Source organism: Nocardioides sp. Leaf374 (assembly GCF_916862475.1).
GTDB lineage: Bacteria > Actinomycetota > Actinomycetes > Propionibacteriales > Nocardioidaceae > Nocardioides > Nocardioides kribbensis.
On record NZ_CAKASO010000008.1, the window covers coordinates 23,942 to 41,391 of the forward strand.

General features: G+C 72.7%; 14 protein-coding genes. 8 read left to right on the forward strand and 6 right to left on the reverse strand.

Features of this window, described 5'->3' with window-relative positions; genetic code table 11:
* Window positions 1–18: 18 nt before the first annotated feature.
* Genes LPA27_RS05545 through LPA27_RS05565 form a run of 5 tightly spaced genes read right to left on the reverse strand, consistent with a single transcriptional unit; the run spans window position 19 to window position 5,650 of the window.
* Window positions 19–1,467, reverse strand: a complete 1,449-nt coding sequence (locus LPA27_RS05545) for an NAD(P)/FAD-dependent oxidoreductase (RefSeq protein ID WP_228941792.1) — start codon at window positions 1,465–1,467, stop codon at window positions 19–21.
* Window positions 1,464–2,345 (reverse strand): ABC transporter permease, encoded by an 882-nt coding sequence (locus LPA27_RS05550; protein ID WP_228941793.1) that lies wholly within the window; start codon window positions 2,343–2,345, stop codon window positions 1,464–1,466. The genes LPA27_RS05545 and LPA27_RS05550 overlap by 4 nt, the downstream gene beginning before the upstream one ends.
* The gene (locus LPA27_RS05555) at window positions 2,342–3,274 is read right to left on the reverse strand and encodes an ABC transporter permease (RefSeq protein ID WP_228941794.1); all 933 of its coding nucleotides are present in this window, start codon (window positions 3,272–3,274) and stop codon (window positions 2,342–2,344) included. The genes LPA27_RS05550 and LPA27_RS05555 overlap by 4 nt, the downstream gene beginning before the upstream one ends.
* Window positions 3,274–4,467 carry an ABC transporter ATP-binding protein gene (locus LPA27_RS05560; protein ID WP_228941795.1) on the reverse strand — a complete coding sequence of 398 codons (1,194 nt, stop codon included), beginning with the start codon at window positions 4,465–4,467 and terminating at the stop codon, window positions 3,274–3,276. Before LPA27_RS05560 ends, LPA27_RS05555 begins: the two co-directional genes overlap by 1 nt.
* Window positions 4,460–5,650 (reverse strand): polyamine ABC transporter substrate-binding protein, encoded by a 1,191-nt coding sequence (locus LPA27_RS05565; RefSeq protein WP_228941796.1) that lies wholly within the window; start codon window positions 5,648–5,650, stop codon window positions 4,460–4,462. Before LPA27_RS05565 ends, LPA27_RS05560 begins: the two co-directional genes overlap by 8 nt.
* A gap of 171 nt (window positions 5,651–5,821) precedes the next feature.
* Here LPA27_RS05565 and LPA27_RS05570 point away from each other — a divergent pair, with 171 nt between their 5' ends.
* The 8 genes from LPA27_RS05570 to LPA27_RS05605 all read left to right on the forward strand — a co-directional run bounded on the left by LPA27_RS05570 (window position 5,822) and on the right by LPA27_RS05605 (window position 16,050).
* A complete protein-coding gene (locus LPA27_RS05570; protein ID WP_056904588.1) occupies window positions 5,822–6,295 on the forward strand; it encodes an Lrp/AsnC family transcriptional regulator in 474 nt (157 codons plus the stop codon).
* Between the two features lie 92 nt (window positions 6,296–6,387).
* A complete protein-coding gene (locus LPA27_RS05575) occupies window positions 6,388–7,668 on the forward strand; it encodes an NAD(P)/FAD-dependent oxidoreductase (protein WP_228941797.1) in 1,281 nt (426 codons plus the stop codon).
* Window positions 7,669–7,817: 149 nt separating this feature from the next.
* Window positions 7,818–9,185 (forward strand): rhodanese-like domain-containing protein, encoded by a 1,368-nt coding sequence (locus tag LPA27_RS19235; protein WP_267477182.1) that lies wholly within the window; start codon window positions 7,818–7,820, stop codon window positions 9,183–9,185.
* A gap of 191 nt (window positions 9,186–9,376) precedes the next feature.
* Window positions 9,377–11,392 (forward strand): selenium-binding family protein, encoded by a 2,016-nt coding sequence (locus LPA27_RS05585; RefSeq protein ID WP_228941798.1) that lies wholly within the window; start codon window positions 9,377–9,379, stop codon window positions 11,390–11,392.
* A gap of 20 nt (window positions 11,393–11,412) precedes the next feature.
* Entirely contained in the window at window positions 11,413–12,696 is a 1,284-nt protein-coding gene (locus LPA27_RS05590) for a hypothetical protein (protein WP_228941799.1), read from the forward strand.
* Between the two features lie 80 nt (window positions 12,697–12,776).
* Entirely contained in the window at window positions 12,777–14,030 is a 1,254-nt protein-coding gene (locus LPA27_RS05595; protein WP_228941800.1) for a YeeE/YedE family protein, read from the forward strand.
* A 215-nt stretch (window positions 14,031–14,245) separates the two neighbouring features.
* Window positions 14,246–15,121 (forward strand): serine protein kinase RIO, encoded by an 876-nt coding sequence (locus LPA27_RS05600; protein WP_228941801.1) that lies wholly within the window; start codon window positions 14,246–14,248, stop codon window positions 15,119–15,121.
* Between the two features lie 56 nt (window positions 15,122–15,177).
* Window positions 15,178–16,050: a DUF4393 domain-containing protein gene (locus LPA27_RS05605; protein ID WP_228941802.1), complete on the forward strand. Its 873-nt coding sequence runs from the start codon at window positions 15,178–15,180 to the stop codon at window positions 16,048–16,050.
* Here the strand turns inward: LPA27_RS05605 and LPA27_RS05610 are convergent.
* On the reverse strand, window positions 16,043–17,446 hold the full coding sequence (locus tag LPA27_RS05610; RefSeq protein WP_228941803.1) for a recombinase family protein: 1,404 nt from the start codon (window positions 17,444–17,446) through the stop codon (window positions 16,043–16,045). The genes LPA27_RS05605 and LPA27_RS05610 overlap by 8 nt on opposite strands.
* Window positions 17,447–17,450: the final 4 nt, after the last annotated feature.

Below are 17,450 nucleotides of genomic sequence, written 5' to 3' on the forward strand. Positions count from 1 at the left end.
CGCGCGGGGCGGCGGGCCTCAGGAGTCGAAGCCGAGACCGGCGCGGTCGAGGCCGCGCAGCCACAGGTTGCGCCGCCCGCCGCGGGCGTCGGCGCGCGCCAGCGACCAGCGGGTGAGGTTGATGCCCACCGAGCGGGCCGGCTCGGGCGGGAAGGGCAGCGGCTGCTCGCGCACCATGCGCAGCCGGGTGCGCTCGGTGTCGGCCCCCTCCAGCAGGTCGAGCACGACCTGGGCGCCGAAACGGCTGGCGCCGACCCCGAGACCGGTGTAGCCCAGCGCGTAGCCGACGCGACCCGACACGGCCGTGCCGTAGAAGGCCGCGAAGCGGGTGCAGGTGTCGATCACCCCGCCCCAGCGGTGGGTGAAGCGCAGCCCCTCCAGCTGCGGGAAGGTCGTGAAGAAGTGCTCGGCCAGGAGCCCGTGGGTGCGCTCGCGCTGCTCCAGGGCGGCGTCGATGCGGCTGCCCCAGTGGTAGACGGCGTCGTAGCCGCCCCACAGGATCCGGTCGTCGCGGGTGAGGCGGTAGTAGTGGAAGAGGTTGGCCCCGTCGCCGACCCCCTGCCGGCCCTCCCAGCCGATCGCGGCCTTCTGGGCCGGCGAGAGCGGCTCGGTCATCAGCACGTGGTCGTAGACCGGCACGCTCATCAGCCGCAGCCGCCGCAGCAGGGGCGGGAAGGCGTTGGTGGCCAGGGCCACCCGTCCCGCGCGCACCGCGCCGGGCCCGTCGGCGCCGCGCACCGTGAGGCGCACCCCGGCGCCGTCGCGGGTCAGACCGGTGACGCGGCTCTGCTCGCAGACCTCGACACCGGCGTCCAGGCAGGCCTGCCGCAGGCCCCAGGCCAGCCGCGCGGGCTCGACGAGGGCGGTCGAGGTGGGGTCGTGCAACGCCCCGAGGTAGGTCGGCGAGTCGACGAGCGCCCGGGTCTGCGCCGCGTCGAGCCAGCGTGCGTCTCCGCCGTGGGCCGCGACCTCGGCGGCCACCGCCCGCAGCTCCTCGACCTGGTGCGGCGCGGTGGCCACGGTCAGCTCCCCGCTGCGGCGCCAGTCGCAGTCGATGCCGAGGTCGGCGATGGTCGCGCCCATCTCCTCGAGGTTGGCCGCCCCGAGCCGGTCGAGCTGCGCCAGCTCCTCGGGCCAGCGCTCCAGGCCGTTGCCGAAGCCGTGGGTGAGGCTGGCCGCGGCGAAGCCGCCGTTGCGCCCGCTGGCCTGGTCGCCGCAGGTGCTGGCCTCGAGCAGGAGCACCGAGCGGGAGGGATCGCGGTGGCGGGCCAGCAGGGCGGTCCACAGCCCGGTGTAGCCGCCGCCCACCACGACCAGGTCGGCCTGGCGCTCGCCGGTCAGCGACGCCGTCGGGCTGGGGCGCGCCGGGTCGTCGAGCCAGTAGGTGCGCGGCTCGGCGTACGCCAGGGAGGCCGCGGCGCCCGCTCCCGGGTCGCGGCTGCGGCCCGGCACGGAGGTGACGCTCACCGCGACAGCGCCCGCGAGCGGCGGCGGCTGCCGAGCTCGCCGACCAGCACGACGGCGATGGACAGCACGAACATCACGGTGCCGATGACGTTGACCTGCATGGGCACACCGCGCTGGCTGGCACCCCACACGTACATCGGGAAGGTCAGCTCGGTGCCGGCGTTGAGGTTGGTGACGATGAAGTCGTCGAAGGACAGCGAGAAGCTCAGCAGCGCCGCCCCGAGGATGCCGGGGAAGACGAGGGGCAGGGTGACGCGCCAGAAGGTCTGGGCCGGGGTGGCGTAGAGGTCCATGGCCGCCTGCTCCAGCGAGTCGTCCATGCCGGCCAGCCGGGAGCGCACGGTGACGACCACAAAGGACAGGCAGAACATGACGTGGGCGATCAGGATCGTCCAGAAGCCCAGCTGTCCCGAGAAGCCGGCGGCCACGAAGAGGGCCAGCAGCGAGGAGCCGAGCACGATCTCGGGTGCGGCCATCGGCAGGAAGATGAGCAGGTTCGAGGCCGAGCGGCCCCGGAAGTCGTGGCGCACGAGCGCGAAGGCCGCCAGCGTGCCGAGCAGGGTGGCGCCGAGGGTGGCGAGCACCCCGATCCGGATGGACACCCACAGGGCGTCGCACATCGACTGGTCCTCGCAGACGTTCGCCCAGTTGTCGAGGGTGAAGGACTGGAAGGCGTAGACGTTGCGGGTGCCCTCGTTGAAGCTCATCAGCACGACGACCGCGATCGGCACGAAGGTGTAGAGCAGCACCAGCAGGCCGAGCACCAGCACGAGGTGCTCGCGCAGCCAGCGACCGGCCGGGGGCCGCGCCGCCCGGGCCGCGCCGGCGCTCCGGCCGGACGTGCGGTCGGGGCGGGTGGTGGAGCGGGTGGCGCTCACAGCAGCTCCTCCGTGCCGGCGCGGCGCACGTAGACCAGCACCAGCGCCACGATCAGCACCATCAGCACCATCGACAGCGCGGCCGCCGAGGGGTAGTCGCCCGCGTCGGTGAACTGGCTCTGGATGACGCTGCCGATGACGCGCTGGTTGGGGCTGCCCAGCAGCTGCGCGTTGATGTAGTCGCCGGCGGCCGGGATGAAGGTGAGCAGCGTGCCCGACACGACGCCGGGCAGCGACAGCGGCCAGGTGACCTTGAGGAAGCCGACCGCCGGGTGGGCGTAGAGGTCGGAGGAGGCCTCGATCAGCCGGGGGTCGATCTTGTCGATGCTGGCGTAGAGCGGCAGCACCATGAAGGGCAGGAAGTTGTAGGCCAGCCCCGCCACCACCGCGACCGGCGTGGCCAGCAGCCGGCCGTCCTCGCCGAGGAGGTGGAGGAACTGCAGCGTGTCGACGACGTAGCCGTCGTCGGCGAGGATCAGCTTCCACGACAGGGTGCGCAGCAGGAAGCTGGTGAAGAACGGCGCGATGACCAGCACCAGCATGAGGTTCTTCCACCGCCCGGCCTTGAAGGCGATGGCATAGGCGAGCACGTAGCCCAGCACCAGGCAGATCAGCGTGGCGGCGGCGCCGTACGCCAGGGCGCGCAGCAGGGGCGTCCAGTACTCCTGGACGGCGTCGACGTAGTTGCCGAAGGCGTAGGTCATCTCGTAGCCGCGGAAGTCCGACCCGCTGGGGTCGTAGAGGCTGGTGGCGGCCAGCGAGTAGCACGGCACGACGAAGAAGAGGGCCAGCCAGACGGCGGCCGGCAGGAGCAGCAGGTAGCCCGTGAGGCCCCGCTTGCGCCCGGTGTCGGGCTCGGCGTCGGCGAGCTCGGCCTGCGGTGGCGGCGCGTCGGGCGGCGCCAGGGTCGGGGTGGTCGGGGGCGCCATCACACGCCGTCCCGCTGCGCCCCGGCCGAGGCGTCCTGGGCGGCGTCGAGGAGGAAGGCGTACTCGGGGCGCCACGACAGCTCCACCCGCTCACCCGTGGTGAAGAGGCGCTGGCGGCCGGTGTTCTGGGCGAAGACCTGGAGCTCCTGGCCCCAGGGCATCCGCACGAGGTACTGCGTGCTCACCCCGACGAAGCTGACGTCGGTGACGACGCCGCCGGGGATGGTGTTGCCCGGCGCGTCGAGCTCGGCGCCCTCCTCCCCGATCAGCACCTTCTCGGGGCGGATGCCGACCCAGCCGGCGTCGCCATCGGTGTGGGTGCGCGCGGTCGGCACCGAGACCTGGATGCCGTGCATGTCGACCGTGGTCAGGTCGGCCGAGCGCGAGACGACGGTGCCGGCGACGAGGTTGGACTGGCCGAGGAAGTTGGCGACGAAGGTGCTGCGGGGGTTCTCGTAGAGCTCGGCCGGCGCACCCATCTGCTCGATGACGCCGGCGTTCATCACCGCGACCGTGTCGGCCATGGTCATGGCCTCCTCCTGGTCGTGGGTGACGTGGACGAAGGTGAGACCGACCTCGGTCTGGATCCGCTTGAGCTCGATCTGCATGCCGCGGCGCAGCTTGAGGTCGAGCGCCCCGAGCGGCTCGTCGAGCAGGAGCACCTCCGGCTCGTTGATCAGCGCCCGGGCCAGGGCCACGCGCTGCTGCTGGCCGCCGGAGAGCTGGGCCGGCTTCTTGCGGGCCTGGCTGCCCAGCTCGACGAGGTCGAGCATCTCGGCGACCTTCTCCTTGACGTCCTTGCGCTTGCGCCGACGCAGGCCGAAGGCGACGTTCTCGAAGATGTCGAGGTGGGGGAAGAGGGCGTAGCTCTGGAAGACGGTGTTGACCGGACGCCGGTAGGGCTTGGCCCAGGTGATGTCCTGCTCGCCCAGGGTGATGCTGCCCGAGGTCGGCGTCTCCAGGCCCGCGACCATGCGCAGGGTGGTGGTCTTGCCGCAGCCCGAGGGGCCCAGCAGCGCGAAGAACGACCCGGCCGGCACGTCGAGGTCGAGGTCGTCGACCGCCGTGAAGGTCGCGAACCGCTTGGTCACGCTGCGCAGCCGCAGCCCGTCGTACGCCGCGCTGCGCGCACCGCCCGGGTCGGCGCCGGGTGCGACGCCCGGAGCGCTCGCCGGTCCTGCTCCCTCAGCCACCTGTGACATCGGCCCACTCCCCTTCGTACTGCGCGGTCTGCTGGTCGTCGAGCGGCATGAAGTCGAAGGTCGCGGCGAGCGCCTCGTCGTCGGGGAAGATCAGCGCGTTGTCGACGAGGCTGGGATCGATCTTCTCCATCTCCTCGCGGGCGCCCTCGACGGGGCAGATGTAGTTGACCCAGGAGGCGAGCTTCGCCGCCACGGCCGGCTCGTAGTAGTAGTCGATCCACGCCTCGGCGTTGGCGGTGTGGGTGGCGAGGTTGGGCACGATCATGTTGTCGCTCCACAGCGCCAGCCCCTCCTCCGGCGTCACGAACCTGATGTCGGGGTTGTCGAACTGCAGCTGGATGACGTCGCCCGACCAGGCCTCGCAGGCCACGACGTTGCCCGCGGCGAGGTCCTGGACGTACTCGTTGCCGGTGAAGGAGCGCACGTGGCCGTCGGCCACGACCTGGCGCAGCCGGTCGATGGCGTCGGCCCACTCGTCGTCGTCGAAGTCGCCCGGGTCGGCTCCGGTGACCTTGAGCATGAAGGCCATCGTGTCGCGCATCTCCGAGAGCAGGCTGATGCGGCCCTTGAGGTCGGGACGGGTGAGGAGCTCCTCGAAGCTGCCGACGGCGTCGGTCCTGCTCGCGTCGTAGGCGATGCCGGTCAGGCCGGTCTGCCACGGCGCGTGGTAGCGCAGGTCGGGGTCCCACTGCACGCCGCGCAGGGGCTCGATGAGGTTGGCGTGCAGGTTGGGCACCCGCTCGGGGTCGAGGGGCTGGATCCAGCCCAGACCGATCATGCGCGCCGCCATCCAGTCGGTCAGCATGATCATGTCGCGGTCGATGGGCTCGCAGGTGCCGAGCTGGTTGCGCACCTTGGCGTAGAACTCGGCGTTGTCGTTGACGTCGTCGGTGTAGTCGACCGTGATCCCGGTGCGCTCGCTGAACCCCTGGAACGTGCCGTTCTTGTTGTTGCGGGGGTCGATGTACTGCGGCCAGTTGGAGATGACGAGCGAGCGGTCGCTCCCGGAGCGGTCGGCGGCGCGGCAGCTGGCGGGATCCTGGGCGGCGCCCGCGACCTCGAAGACGGGCAGCTTGAGGGCGGCGAGGCTGGCTCCGCCGAGGGCGAGCGCGCCGCCGCCGCGCAGGAGGGAGCGGCGACTGAGGCCGGTGGGTCGGTGGGACGGGACGCTCACGACACTCCTTCCGGGGCACGGGCTGGCACGAGAGCAAGTGCTCGGATCGTGCCACGATCACCCCGGGTCGACAAGCGATCCGGTCGAGACGAAACCTCCTCGCAACGAAATCGTTCGTCAAACCCCCCGCCATGCGCCCGAGAGCACCCCCTGAGGCGGTACCTTGCGGGCATGAGTCGCAAGCCCGGTCGTCCCACGACCCACCTCGACGACGTCTCCAAGGCCATCATCGAGCAGCTGCAGCAGGACGGCCGGCGCTCCTACGCCGCGATCGGCAAGGTCGTCGGCCTCTCGGAGGCCGCCGTGCGCCAGCGGGTCCAGCGACTCACCGAGAGCGGCGTCATCCAGGTCGTCGCGGTCACCGATCCGCTGCAGCTGGGCTTCGCGCGCCAGGCGATGATCGGCATCAAGGCCACGGGTCCGCTCGAGCCGCTGGCCGACACCCTGGCCGAGATGCCCGAGGTCGACTACGTCGTCATCACGGCCGGCTCCTACGACCTGTTGGTGGAGGCCGTCTGCGAGTCCGACGAGCACCTGCTGGAGCTGCTGTCGACGCGCATCCGCACGATCCCCGGCGTCGTCGCCACGGAGACCTTCATGTACCTCGAGCTGCGCAAGCAGACCTACTCCTGGGGTGTGCGCTGAGCGCGGACCCGCGCCACCTGTCGCTGTGGCACGCCACCGCGGGCGGATCGTGGGCACCGCGGCCCGCGCTCCCCGGCGACCGCGAGGCCGACGTGGCCGTCGTCGGCGCCGGGCTCACGGGCCTGTGGACCGCGCTCTACCTCGCCCGCGCCGACCCCACGCTGCGGATCGTGGTGCTGGAGGCCGAGACCGCCGGCTTCGGCGCCTCGGGACGCAACGGCGGCTGGTGCTCGGCGCTCTTCCCGGCCTCGCTGCCCACGCTCGCGGCGGCGTCCTCGCGGCGGGCCGCCCTGGCCCAGCACGCCGCGATGCGCGCGAGCGTCGACGAGGTCGCCCGGGCCTGCGTCGAGGAGGGGGTCGACGCCCAGCTGGCCAAGGGCGGCAGCATCGTGCTCGCGCGCAGCCGGCCCCAGCTCGCCCGGGCCCGCGACGAGGTCGACGCCGCCCGCGCCTGGGGGCGTGAGGAGGACGACCTGCGCCTGCTCGGCCCCACCGAGGCCGACGCCGTGCTGCGGGGTCGCGGGACCCTCGCCGCGACCTACACCCCGGACTGCGCAGCGCTCCACCCGGCACGCCTCGTGCGTGGCCTGGCCGAGGCGGTCGAGCGTCGCGGGGTGCCGATCCACGAGCGCACGCGGGCCACGTCGATCGGGCCCGGCCGGGTCGAGACCACCCACGGCACGGTGCGGGCCGACGTCGTCGTGCGCGCCACCGAGGGCTACACCGCCCGCCTGCCGGGTCACGCACGCACGCTGGCCCCGGTCTACTCGCTCATGATCGCCAGCGAGCCCCTGCCCCCCGGGGTCTGGGACGAGATCGGACTGGCGCGCCGCGAGACCTTCAGCGACCACCGCCACCTCGTGGTCTACGGCCAGCGCACCGCCGACGACCGGATCGTCTTCGGCGGCCGCGGCGCGCCCTACCACCTCGGCTCGCGCACCCACCCGTCGTTCGACCGCGACGACCGGGTCTTCGCCGGCCTCCACGCCGCCCTCCTCGACCTCTTCCCGGTGCTGCGCGGCACCCGCTTCACCCACGCCTGGGGCGGGGCGCTCGGCATCCCCCGCGACTGGTGCGCCTCGGTCGGCCTCGACCGCCGCAGCGGCCTGGCCTGGGCCGGGGGGTACGTCGGTGACGGCCTGAGCACGACCAACCTCGCCGGACGCACCCTGCGCGACCTGGTGCTGGGCCACGACACCGACCTCACCGCGCTGCCGTGGGTCGGCCACCGCTCCCCCGCGTGGGAGCCGGAGCCGCTGCGCTGGCTCGGCATCAACGCCGGCCTGACCGCGACGACCTGGGCCGACGCCGAGGAGCGGCTCACCCGCCGCCCCTCGCTGCTGGCGCGCGCCACGGCCCCCTTCCTGGGCTGAGCCGGGCCTCCTCCTGCGGCCGGTCCCCCGCACAGCCGCACCCCTGGCGGGGGTGACAGGCAACTCCTGCCGTCGGCTCGGTCGACCCGCGCACGTCTGTACTGATATATCTCTAGTGCTTTACTCGACTTAAGCACCTGGAGGCCCCCGTGCACGTCATCACCATCCCCCTGCCCGCCCAGGGCAACCGGTGCCACCTGGTGCACGACGGCGCCTCGGCGCTGGTCGTCGACCCGCCGCGCGACCTGCGCCCGGTCGAGCGGGCCGCCGAGCAGGCCGGCGTGGACATCCGCGTCGTCGCCGACACCCACGTGCACAACGACTACGTCTCCGGCGCCCTCGGGCTCGCCCGACGCCACGGCGCCGACTACCTGCTCTCGGCCGACGAGGCGGTGGACTTCGAGCGGGTCGGCGTGCGCGACGGCGACCACGTCGCCGTCGGCCGGATGAGCCTCGAGGTGCTCGCCACGCCCGGCCACACCCGCCACCACCAGTCCTTCCTGGTCACCGCGGCCACCGCCGGGTCCGGCGGCCCCACCGCCGGCGCCGTGTTCAGCGGCGGCAGCCTCCTGCACGGCACGGTGGGTCGCACCGACCTGGTCGACCAGCGCCTGGCCACCGACCTCGCCCGCGCCCAGTGGCGCAGCGCCCGGCGCCTCGCCGCGCTCGACCCCGCCACCCTGCTCCACCCCACCCACGGCTTCGGCTCGTTCTGCGCCAGCCGGCCCGCCGAGGCCGGTGACGGTGACGTCACCCTCGGCTCCCAGCGGGGCACCAACCCCGTGCTGACCACCGACGAGGAGACGTTCGTGTCCGACCTCGTCGCAGGCTTCGGCCCGGTCCCGCGCTACTACGGCCACATGGCCCCGCTCAACCGGGCCGGCGCGGGGCGCAGCGCGGGGCGGGCGGCGCGGCCGGTGACCGCGGCCCAGGTCTCCGACGCGGTGCTCGCCGGGGCCTGCGTCGTCGACCTGCGCGGACGCGACCGCTTCGCCGAGGGCCACCTGACCGGGTCGGTGAGCGTGGAGCAGGGGCCGCAGCTCGCGACGTACGTCGGCTGGCTGGTGCCGTGGGGCGACGACATCGTCCTGCTGACCGACGACCCCGCCCGCCTCGGCGAGGCCGTGAGCGACCTCGCGGCCATCGGCGTCGAGGGGGTCGGCACCCACGTGCTCGACGGCAGCGAGGCCATGGGGGCCCGCTACCGCCGCACCGACTGGGCGGGATACCGCACGGCCCCCGCCGGCGTGCGGCGCGTCGTCGTCGACGTGCGCCAGCGCGACGAGTGGCGGACGGGGCACCTGCCCGGGGCCCTGCACCTGCCGGTGCAGGACGTCGAGCGGGCCGCGCACCGCCTGCCCGCCGGCGAGCTGTGGGTGCACTGCCGCTCGGGCTACCGCGCCGGCATCGCCGCCAGCCTGCTGCACCGCACCGGCCGCTCGGTGGTGCACGTCGACGACCGCTGGGAGCGGGTCGAGGAGCTCGCCATCCCCACCGTCGCCGGTCTCGCCGCCTAGGCCCCCGACCCGGCGGCCACCACGGACCGCCCACCCCACGACCAGCCGTCCGGGCTCCCCGCGACGGCACCCCGCCCCACCACGACCTCGGAGGTGACCCGACCAGATCCCCCAGCGGGACCCCGCAACACCGCAAGGACCTTGTTCAGAGGCGGCCCCCCGGCCGCCCCTCTCGGGAGGTGCTCCACCCCGTGTCAACATCCCACCCCGCGCGCTCGACGCGCCCCCGCACCCAGCGGGCCCAGAGCCGGTGGCGACTCGCCGCCGGCGCGAGCCTGGCCGCCCTCGGCCTGGCGTCCTCCGGTCTCGTCGCCCAGGCCCCCGCCTCGGCCAACGAGACCAACGAGCCGGGCAGCGACTCCGGCCAGCCCGTCGACATCGCCACCCCGGCGATCGCGACGCTCAACGGCCTGATCCAGTCGCTGTTCAACTCCGAGATCGTCAGCCAGACCTCGAAGATCGTCGGGGCCGACGACCGTGCCTACTGGCTCACCAACAACCTCAAGTCCGACCTCATCCCGACCACGGTCCTGCAGGACCTCGGCCTCGGCGAGGTCATCCCCGACCTCGGTCTGGGCGGCGGGGACTCCGGCGGCACGGTGCCCGACGACGGGCTGCGCCGCGAGTACCTCGTGGTCTGGGCCGGCGACAACAACATCCTCGACCGCACCGGCAAGGAGCTCACCTCGCTGCCGGAGGTCGTCAACTCCGACCTCCTCGGCACCCAGGACCTCATCGGCCCCGACTTCTTCGCGGTCGTCGACGCCACCCAGGGATCCCCCAGCTACGGCAAGGTGGTCAACACCGCCACGGTCGGCCCGCTGGTCGAGAACGAGCCCCACCACATGCAGTACATCTGGCACAAGGGCAACAACATCTTCGCCGGCGGGCTGTTCACCGACGTCACCTACGTCATCGACACCTCCCAGCTCCCCGCCCTCGAGCTCAAGCACGTCAACCTGCCCACCGACACCCTGTGCGGCTCGGTGCCCGACGCCTACTGGGTGACCAAGGACGGCGGCGCCTACGGCACCTACATGGGTGGCCCGGACGTGCCCGGTCCCTGCACCTACAGCGACGGCACGACACGCATCGGCAACGGCTTCGCCGGCTCGCCCGGCGAGCTGGTCCGGCTGAACGAGAACGGCGAGACCGTCTACGAGGCGCCGGCGACCCCGCTCACGGCGGAGACGAAGGAGCGCTGCGACAACATCCCGCAGCTGCCCGCCGCCACCTGCGCCAACCCGCACGGCATCCAGGTGCGCGAGGACCTCGACACGCTGATCACCAGCGACTACAACGAGCCCCGCAACATCATCCTCAACCCGGTGGCCGCGCCCTCGTCGTACCTGCGCCGGCCCACCGTGCGCACCTGGGACATCTCCGACCCCGACGCGCCGAAGCTCAAGGCGGTCTCCTTCCTGCCCGACGGGCCCCGCGTGGGCAAGGTCGCCCACCACGAGGAGAACCGCGCGGTCATGGAGACCACGGTGACCAACCAGCCGGGCAACAAGGGCGCCTTCGCCTCCACCATGCAGGGCGGTGCGATCTTCTACAGCCCCGACATCACGGCGGCCCAGCCCGAGTGGCGCGAGGTCTTCGACCTCTCGACCGCCAACAAGCAGATCGCCCCCGACCAGAACCCCTACGGCGGCGGCGTGAACAGCGCCTGGATCCAGACCAGCCTCGACGACAAGTACCTGTACAACGCCGTCGCGGGACGCTCGGCCAGCGGCACCGACCAGGGCAGCAAGCCCTTCATCCTCAAGCTCGACATCCAGCAGCTGGTGGCCTCCGGGGGCGACCCCGAGTGCAGCATCGACACCATCGAGGAGACCGTCAACGGCGGCGCCGAGAGCGACTGCCCCGCGGTCGTCGACATACTCGAGGCGCCCGGCGGCCCCCACTGGGGCACCCTGGACAACCTCGAGCTCGGTGAGGACGGCTACTACCACGAGACCACCGACGTGAAGCGGATCGCCTACTCGAACTACTTCGTGGCCCGCACGGGCCTCGACGGCGACCACCGCGTCTGCATGGTCGACATCGCCGAAGACGCCACCATGGCGATCGACGAGGAGTTCGCCGACGAGAACACCGGCGAGTCGTGCATCGACTTCGACCGCGAGGAGTGGCCGCACGGCGTGTGGGGCCCGGCCAAGCCGCACTCGATGCTCTTCGTCACCGCCGACGACGACATCCGCTGAGACGCGACGAGGACTCGACGATGACGTCGTACGACGACACCACCCCGGGGCGGGACCGGTCCGACCGGTCCCGCCTCCGGGCGGTCCTGACCCTCGGCGCGGCCGGAGCCGTGGCGGCCCTCGTGGTCGCCGGCGCCGTCAGCGCCGGAGCGGGACCCACGGGCTCCGACCCCCGCGAGGGCAGCGCCCTCGTGACGGACTGGACCGCCCGCACCGACGGCCAGCAGGTCCTCGGCGGCGAGCGGGAGCCCGGCGTCCCCACGATCCAGCGGATCCGGCACGACGACGTGCAGTTCACCGTGACCGTCGCACCGGCCCGCCCGGGTCCCAACCTGGTGCGCATCGACGCGCTCCACGTGAAGCGCCCCGCCGCGGGACGCCCCGGCGCCGCCGGTCACGCCACCAAGCCGGCCTGGGTCGGCACCAGCGAGGAGTCCCTGGTCAAGGCGGTGCCGCGACCCGGCACCGACGGCCTGTGGGCCACCGTCGACCTTCCCGAGGGCAGTGGCACCGTGCTGGTGACCCACGGTCGCTGGCACCGCGTGCCCTTCGCCGTCGAGACGGGCACCGACACCCCCGACACCGCCCTGTGGACCGGCGACGACGGCCCCGAGTGCGTCGCGGCCGCGACCGCCGAGGTGCTCACCGGGGCGCTGCCCTCGGCGTGCCCCGCCGCCGGGCTGAAGCAGCCCGACGAGGAGGCGCTGCTCGCGGTGGTCGACACCCTGGCGGCCCGCGGCGTGGAGGAGCTGGCCGTCGAGCACGACCCGTCGGCCCGCAGCCAGCAGGCCCTCGCGGCCGTGACCACCCGCGCCGAGGACCTCGGCGTCGAGGTGGTCGACCCCGCGACCGCCCCCGGCGAGCGCAACGCGCTGCTCGTCGTGAGCGGGTGGGCCGACGCCGCCCGGTCGTTGGCGCAGGTCAGCGCCACCCCCCTGCGCCGGCAGCCGATCCGCTCCGACGGCACCTGGCTGGCGCCCTGGCTCCTCTCCCCGGGGGTCGTCGACTCGACCGCCGGCGCCATGGTGCCGCTGGACTTCGACATCCGCACCCCGGAGGCCCGCGACTTCAGCGCCACCCTGGCGACCTACCTGCCGGGCCAATCGCCGACGTCCAGCGGCTACGCGGCCTGGCGCAGCCAGCACGCCCAGGACCCGCTCCCCCTGGCGCTCTACGCCGCGTCGCGTGCGGCGTACATGCCCAGCCAGCCCGGTCACGAGGGCCACGAGACGCAGGTCGCGTGGTTCCCCGGCGGCACCGTCACCGCGGTCGGGCTCCCGCTCGAGCCGTCGGCAGCGCGCTGAGCCCTCCTCCCTCCCGCACCACCCCGCCCCGACCCGGCCCCGGCGCTCCGCCGGGGCCGGGACCTAGATTGGACACCACCATGTCGATCCTCCAACGCCCCCAGGTGGGCCGCTCCGCACCGCCGGGACCTCCCGCCCAGGACGCCCCCGCACCCCAGGCCGGCATCGTGCTCGGCGGTCTCGTGGCCGCCGGGGTGCTCGGCGCCGTCATCTTCGCCCGCTCCGGGCAGACCCCCGCCGTCCTCTTCGGCCTGGGGCTGTCCCTCGGCTTCGTGCTCTTCCACTCCCGCTTCGGCTTCACCTCGGCCTGGCGCCAGCTGGTCGCGGTCAGGCAGGGCAAGGCGCTGCGCGCCCACATGCTGATGCTCGCGGTGGCCTGCACGCTCTTCGCCCCGATCCTCGCCACCGGGGTCTCCTTCGGTGACGCGGCGCCCGCGCCCACGCTGGCCCCCATCGGCTTCGGGCTCGTCGTCGGCTCCTTCCTCTTCGGGGTCGGCATGCAGCTGGGCGGCTCCTGCGCCTCCGGCACCCTCTTCGCGATCGGGTCGGGCCAGAGCGCCATCGTGCTCACCCTGGTCGGCTTCATCGTCGGCTCGGTCCTCGCCGCCCGCACCTTCTCCTTCTGGACCGGCCTGCCCAGCTTCGAGCCGGTCTCCCTGGCCGACACCGGCGCGGGCTACCTGGGCGCCTGGGCCATCTCCCTGGCGGTGATGGCCGCGATCGTCGGGCTCACCTTCGTCCTCGGCCGGGGCCGCGTCGTGCCCCCGGTCGAGCCGCCGCCGGTGGCCCACGGCGCCGCCCGCGCCGTGCGCGGCTCGTGGCCGTTGTGGGTCGGGGCCCTGCTGCTGGCCGGTCTCAACGCGCTCACTCTGCTGGTCTCCGGCGGCGCCTGGGGCATCACCTTCGCCTTCGGCCTGTGGGGCTCCAAGATCCTCGACGCCCTCGGCGTCGACGTGCTCAGCTGGCCCTTCTGGGCCGACCCCGCCAACCTCGCGAAGTACCAGGCCGGCGTGCTGGCCGAGAAGACCTCGGTCATGGACCTCGGCATCATCGTCGGAGCCCTCATCGCCTCGGCCGCGGCCGGGTCGTGGGTGCTGCACCGCCGCATCCCCGGCAAGCTCGCCCTCGGCGCCGTGCTCGGCGGCGTCATCATGGGCTACGGCGCCCGGATCGCCTTCGGCTGCAACATCGGCGCCTACTTCGGCGGGATCGCCTCCTTCAGCCTGCACGGCTGGCTGTGGGGGGTCATGGCCGTGGTCGGCACCGTCGCCGGGCTCGCCCTGCGCCCGCTCTTCGGGCTGACGAACCCCCGGCCCACCGACTCCGTCTGCTGACCCGGCTGCCAGCCCGTCTGCTAGCCCGGCCGCCCGTCCGGCTGCCAGCCCGGGGATAACCCGTTGCCGACGCCCGGGTCCGACCACCACCATGGTCGGACCCGGGCGTCGCGCGTCGAGCGCCGCCCACCGTCGAGAGGAGCGTGACATGTCGATGACTGTCGCCGGCCTGCCCGCAGACCAGATCCCTCCTCACGACGGAGCACCCACCACCCATGCCCCACCAGCCCGACGCCTCCTCCCCCGCCTCCTCTGCCTCCTCTGACGCGCCGCTCGCCGCGTCCCACGACGCGCCTGACCACCGGCCGTCCGATGCCGCCCCCGACCCGGCGTTCACGTTCGCCTTCCGCGCCTACGACGAGCCCGACCCCGACGACCCCGGCCGGCGCTGGTCGACCTGGTCGAGCGTCGAGCCGCTCTCGCGGGGCCCCGAGCCCCGCCCGCCCTGGGTCGTGACCTCCCAGGGCGCGGTCGACACCGACCTGGGCATCGTGAAGACCGGCAAGGAGGCCGACGTCTTCCTGCTCGACCGCACCGACCCCGCCTTCCCCGACGACGGGGTGGTGATGGCCGCGAAGCGCTACCGCGGCAGCGAGCACCGCACCTTCCACCGCGCGGCGACCTACACCGAGGGCCGCAGCACCAGGCGCTCGCGCGACCAGCGGGCGCTCAAGCGCAAGAGCACCTGGGGCCGCCAGGTCGCCGCAGCCGAGTGGGCAGTCTCGGAGTGGAGCGCCCTCGTGCGCTGCTGGCGCCTCGGCCTGCCGGTGCCCTACCCCGTGCAGGTCGACGGCACCGAGCTGCTCATGGAGTGGATCACCGTCGAGGGGCCCGACGGGCCGGAGACCGCGCCCCGGCTGGCCGCCACCCGTCCCGCGCCCGGCCTGCTGGCGGCCTACTTCGAGCAGCTGCGCGAGGCGATGGCCACGATGGTCCAGGACGGCCTGGTGCACGGCGACCTGTCGCCCTACAACGTCCTGGCCGCCGGCGAGCGTCTCGTCGTGATCGACCTGCCGCAGGTCGTCGACCTCGTCGGCAACGCCCAGGGCTTCGACTTCCTGCTGCGCGACTGCACGAACATGTGCATGTGATTTCTCAATGACACGCGGCCTAGCCGAAGCGGCCAGGCAGCCTTTACCCTCGCCGCATGACCGGGGCAGAGATCGTTCCAGCGGCAGCGCTCGCCAAGAAGGCGGCCGAGTCCGCGCTCGGAGAGTCGGCATCTACTAAGGAACGACTCCTCGATCTTGCGTCGGAGACGCCCGAGATGCAGCAGGCGGCTCGGCACCTCGCGCGTCGGATCGAAATCCGTCAGGCGATCATCACCGCCTTCTACCGGCCCCTCGCTCGATTCGCCGACAGTGGCCGCGAATACTTCGAGGAGGGCGGGCAGTTTCAGAGCGACTTAAGCGACAAGGTTGCGGACGTCTCCCCGGAGGATCTCGTCGAACCCCCGCCGTCAGTGGCGGTCCCTGCCATGCAGGGCCTGTCGTACAGCCTAGACGAGCCCGACCTCAAGGCGATGTACCTGAACCTGCTCGCAACGGCAACCGATGGGCGATCCGCCGGCGAGGCCCACCCCGCATTCGCGGATGTTATCCGACAGTTGTCGCCAGACGAGGCGCCTGAACTCCAGGCAATAGTGCAGACCGATAAGCGACACCCGATCTGCGAACTCCGCTGGATCACGGACTCACGGGGAACCCTCACCGTGATGCGAAACGTGCTCGACTTTCGGAGGGGCGATCCGCCTGAGCCCGCGGAGGACAGAAGGCTGGCGATGTGGGTGGACAACTGGGTACGCCTCGGCTTGGTCTCAGTGAGTTTCGAGGGCCACCTTGCAAGGCCCGGCGCCTACGACTGGGTCGAAGCCAGGCCCGAGTATGTGGCGCTCCAGGCCGCAACGCCACCGGTCGATCCGACGGATGCCGCGATCGTCTATCGGCCGACCTTTGAGCGCGGCTACATCGAGGCCACGTCTTTCGGCCTCAGCTTCGCAAGGGCCGTCTTCCCTAGTTGAAGTCCGCTGAATCAGGTGCGATGTCGGAGCGCGATCTCCGCGGCGAGACTGCCACCCGCCCTGGGTCGAATCGCCCCCCATTCGATCGCGACGGTCCGACCGTCACCTGCTCGATTGCGAGGTCGACTAGCGCGCGGCGCCGACGCAGGTCGTCGGGCCAATCGCCGTCGGCGATCGACGTCGAGGCCTGGATGGTCGAGCTGACGGCGACCTCGGCCAGCAAGGCGTCCTGTCGCGAGCGGGCGCGGGCGATGGCGCGCAGCACGGCGTCGACGGGGACGCCCGGTTGATCGAGCTGCCGCTCGAGCTCGGCGATCCGAACCTCAAGCGCGCCGATCTCGGTGGTCTGCCCGACAGGCTGCTGTCGCAGCTCGGCGAGCCGAGCACGGAACTCGGGCCGCTGCAGGTGGGCGCGTGCGGCGGTCTCGACGATCTCTTCGGTCTCGGCGGCGCTGATGGCTCGCTGGCAGGTCTGGCCTCCGGGAATCGGCTGGCAGCGGTAGATCCGCTTCACCTGGCCGGAGGCGTTACGGCTGCCGGTGATCATGCGCTTCCCGCACTCGCAATAGATGAGACCCACGAGCAGGGAGACCCGGGGGCGTGACGAGCCGGGGCCGCTGACCCGCACGTCCAGCAGCGCCCGACAGCGCGACCAGGCGTCGGGGTCCACGATGGCCGGCCAAGACGAGCGGCCGACGATCTGGCCCCGCAAGGTTGAGTGGCCCGCCAGCCGGGGGTTGCGGAGGTAGCGCAGGACGCTCTGCCGGCTCCAGGTGTTGCCCTCGGTGGTGAGGATCTCGCGCTCGCGGAGGTTGGCCACGATGCCGGAGATCGACTGGTCGCGCTCGAACGCTGCGACCATCCAGCGAGCGACGGCGACCTCGTCGGGCAGCGGCTCGCCGTCGCGGGTCCACCCGAACATGCGTGCACGACTGCCGGGGACGCGGCCGAGCTCGCGTCCCTGCTGCACGCTGCGCATGTGTCGGTCGCGCTTCACGTCGTTCTCACCGGTCGCGACGGCGCCGAGGATGCGGGCGATCATCTTCCCGAGCGGGGTAGCGAGGTCGAAGTCGCCGGCGCGGCAGGTGCGGATCGTGGTGCCGTGGCGTTCGACTAGCGGGATCAGCTCCTCTAGGTCGGCCAGCCGGCGGTAGAGCCGGTCAGGGGCCCAGGCAATGATCGCGTCGATCTCGCCGGCCTCAACGGCGGTGAGCATCCGGCGGTAGGCGGGTCGGGGTTTGCTCTTGGTGGCCGAGACGTCGTTGTCGGTGAACACCTCGAGCACGTCCCACCCGGCCGCGGCAGCAGCCGCGGTGCAGTCTTCAAGCTGACGGGCGACGCCGAGGGCCTCGCCGGAGCGGTCGAGGCTGATGCGGAGGTAGATCGCTGCGCGCATGACG

Bases quoted from the DNA above. Each gene is read 5' to 3' on its own strand.
- LPA27_RS05555 (WP_228941794.1), bottom strand. From the start codon at position 3,274: ATGGCGCCCCCGACCACCCCGACCCTGGCGCCGCCCGACGCGCCGCCA.
- LPA27_RS05570 (WP_056904588.1), top strand. From the start codon at position 5,822: ATGAGTCGCAAGCCCGGTCGTCCCACGACCCACCTCGACGACGTCTCC.
- LPA27_RS05610 (WP_228941803.1), bottom strand. From the start codon at position 17,446: ATGCGCGCAGCGATCTACCTCCGCATCAGCCTCGACCGCTCCGGCGAG.
- LPA27_RS05595 (WP_228941800.1), top strand. From the start codon at position 12,777: ATGTCGATCCTCCAACGCCCCCAGGTGGGCCGCTCCGCACCGCCGGGA.
- LPA27_RS05605 (WP_228941802.1), top strand. From the start codon at position 15,178: ATGACCGGGGCAGAGATCGTTCCAGCGGCAGCGCTCGCCAAGAAGGCG.
- LPA27_RS05590 (WP_228941799.1), top strand. From the start codon at position 11,413: ATGACGTCGTACGACGACACCACCCCGGGGCGGGACCGGTCCGACCGG.
- LPA27_RS05600 (WP_228941801.1), top strand. From the start codon at position 14,246: ATGCCCCACCAGCCCGACGCCTCCTCCCCCGCCTCCTCTGCCTCCTCT.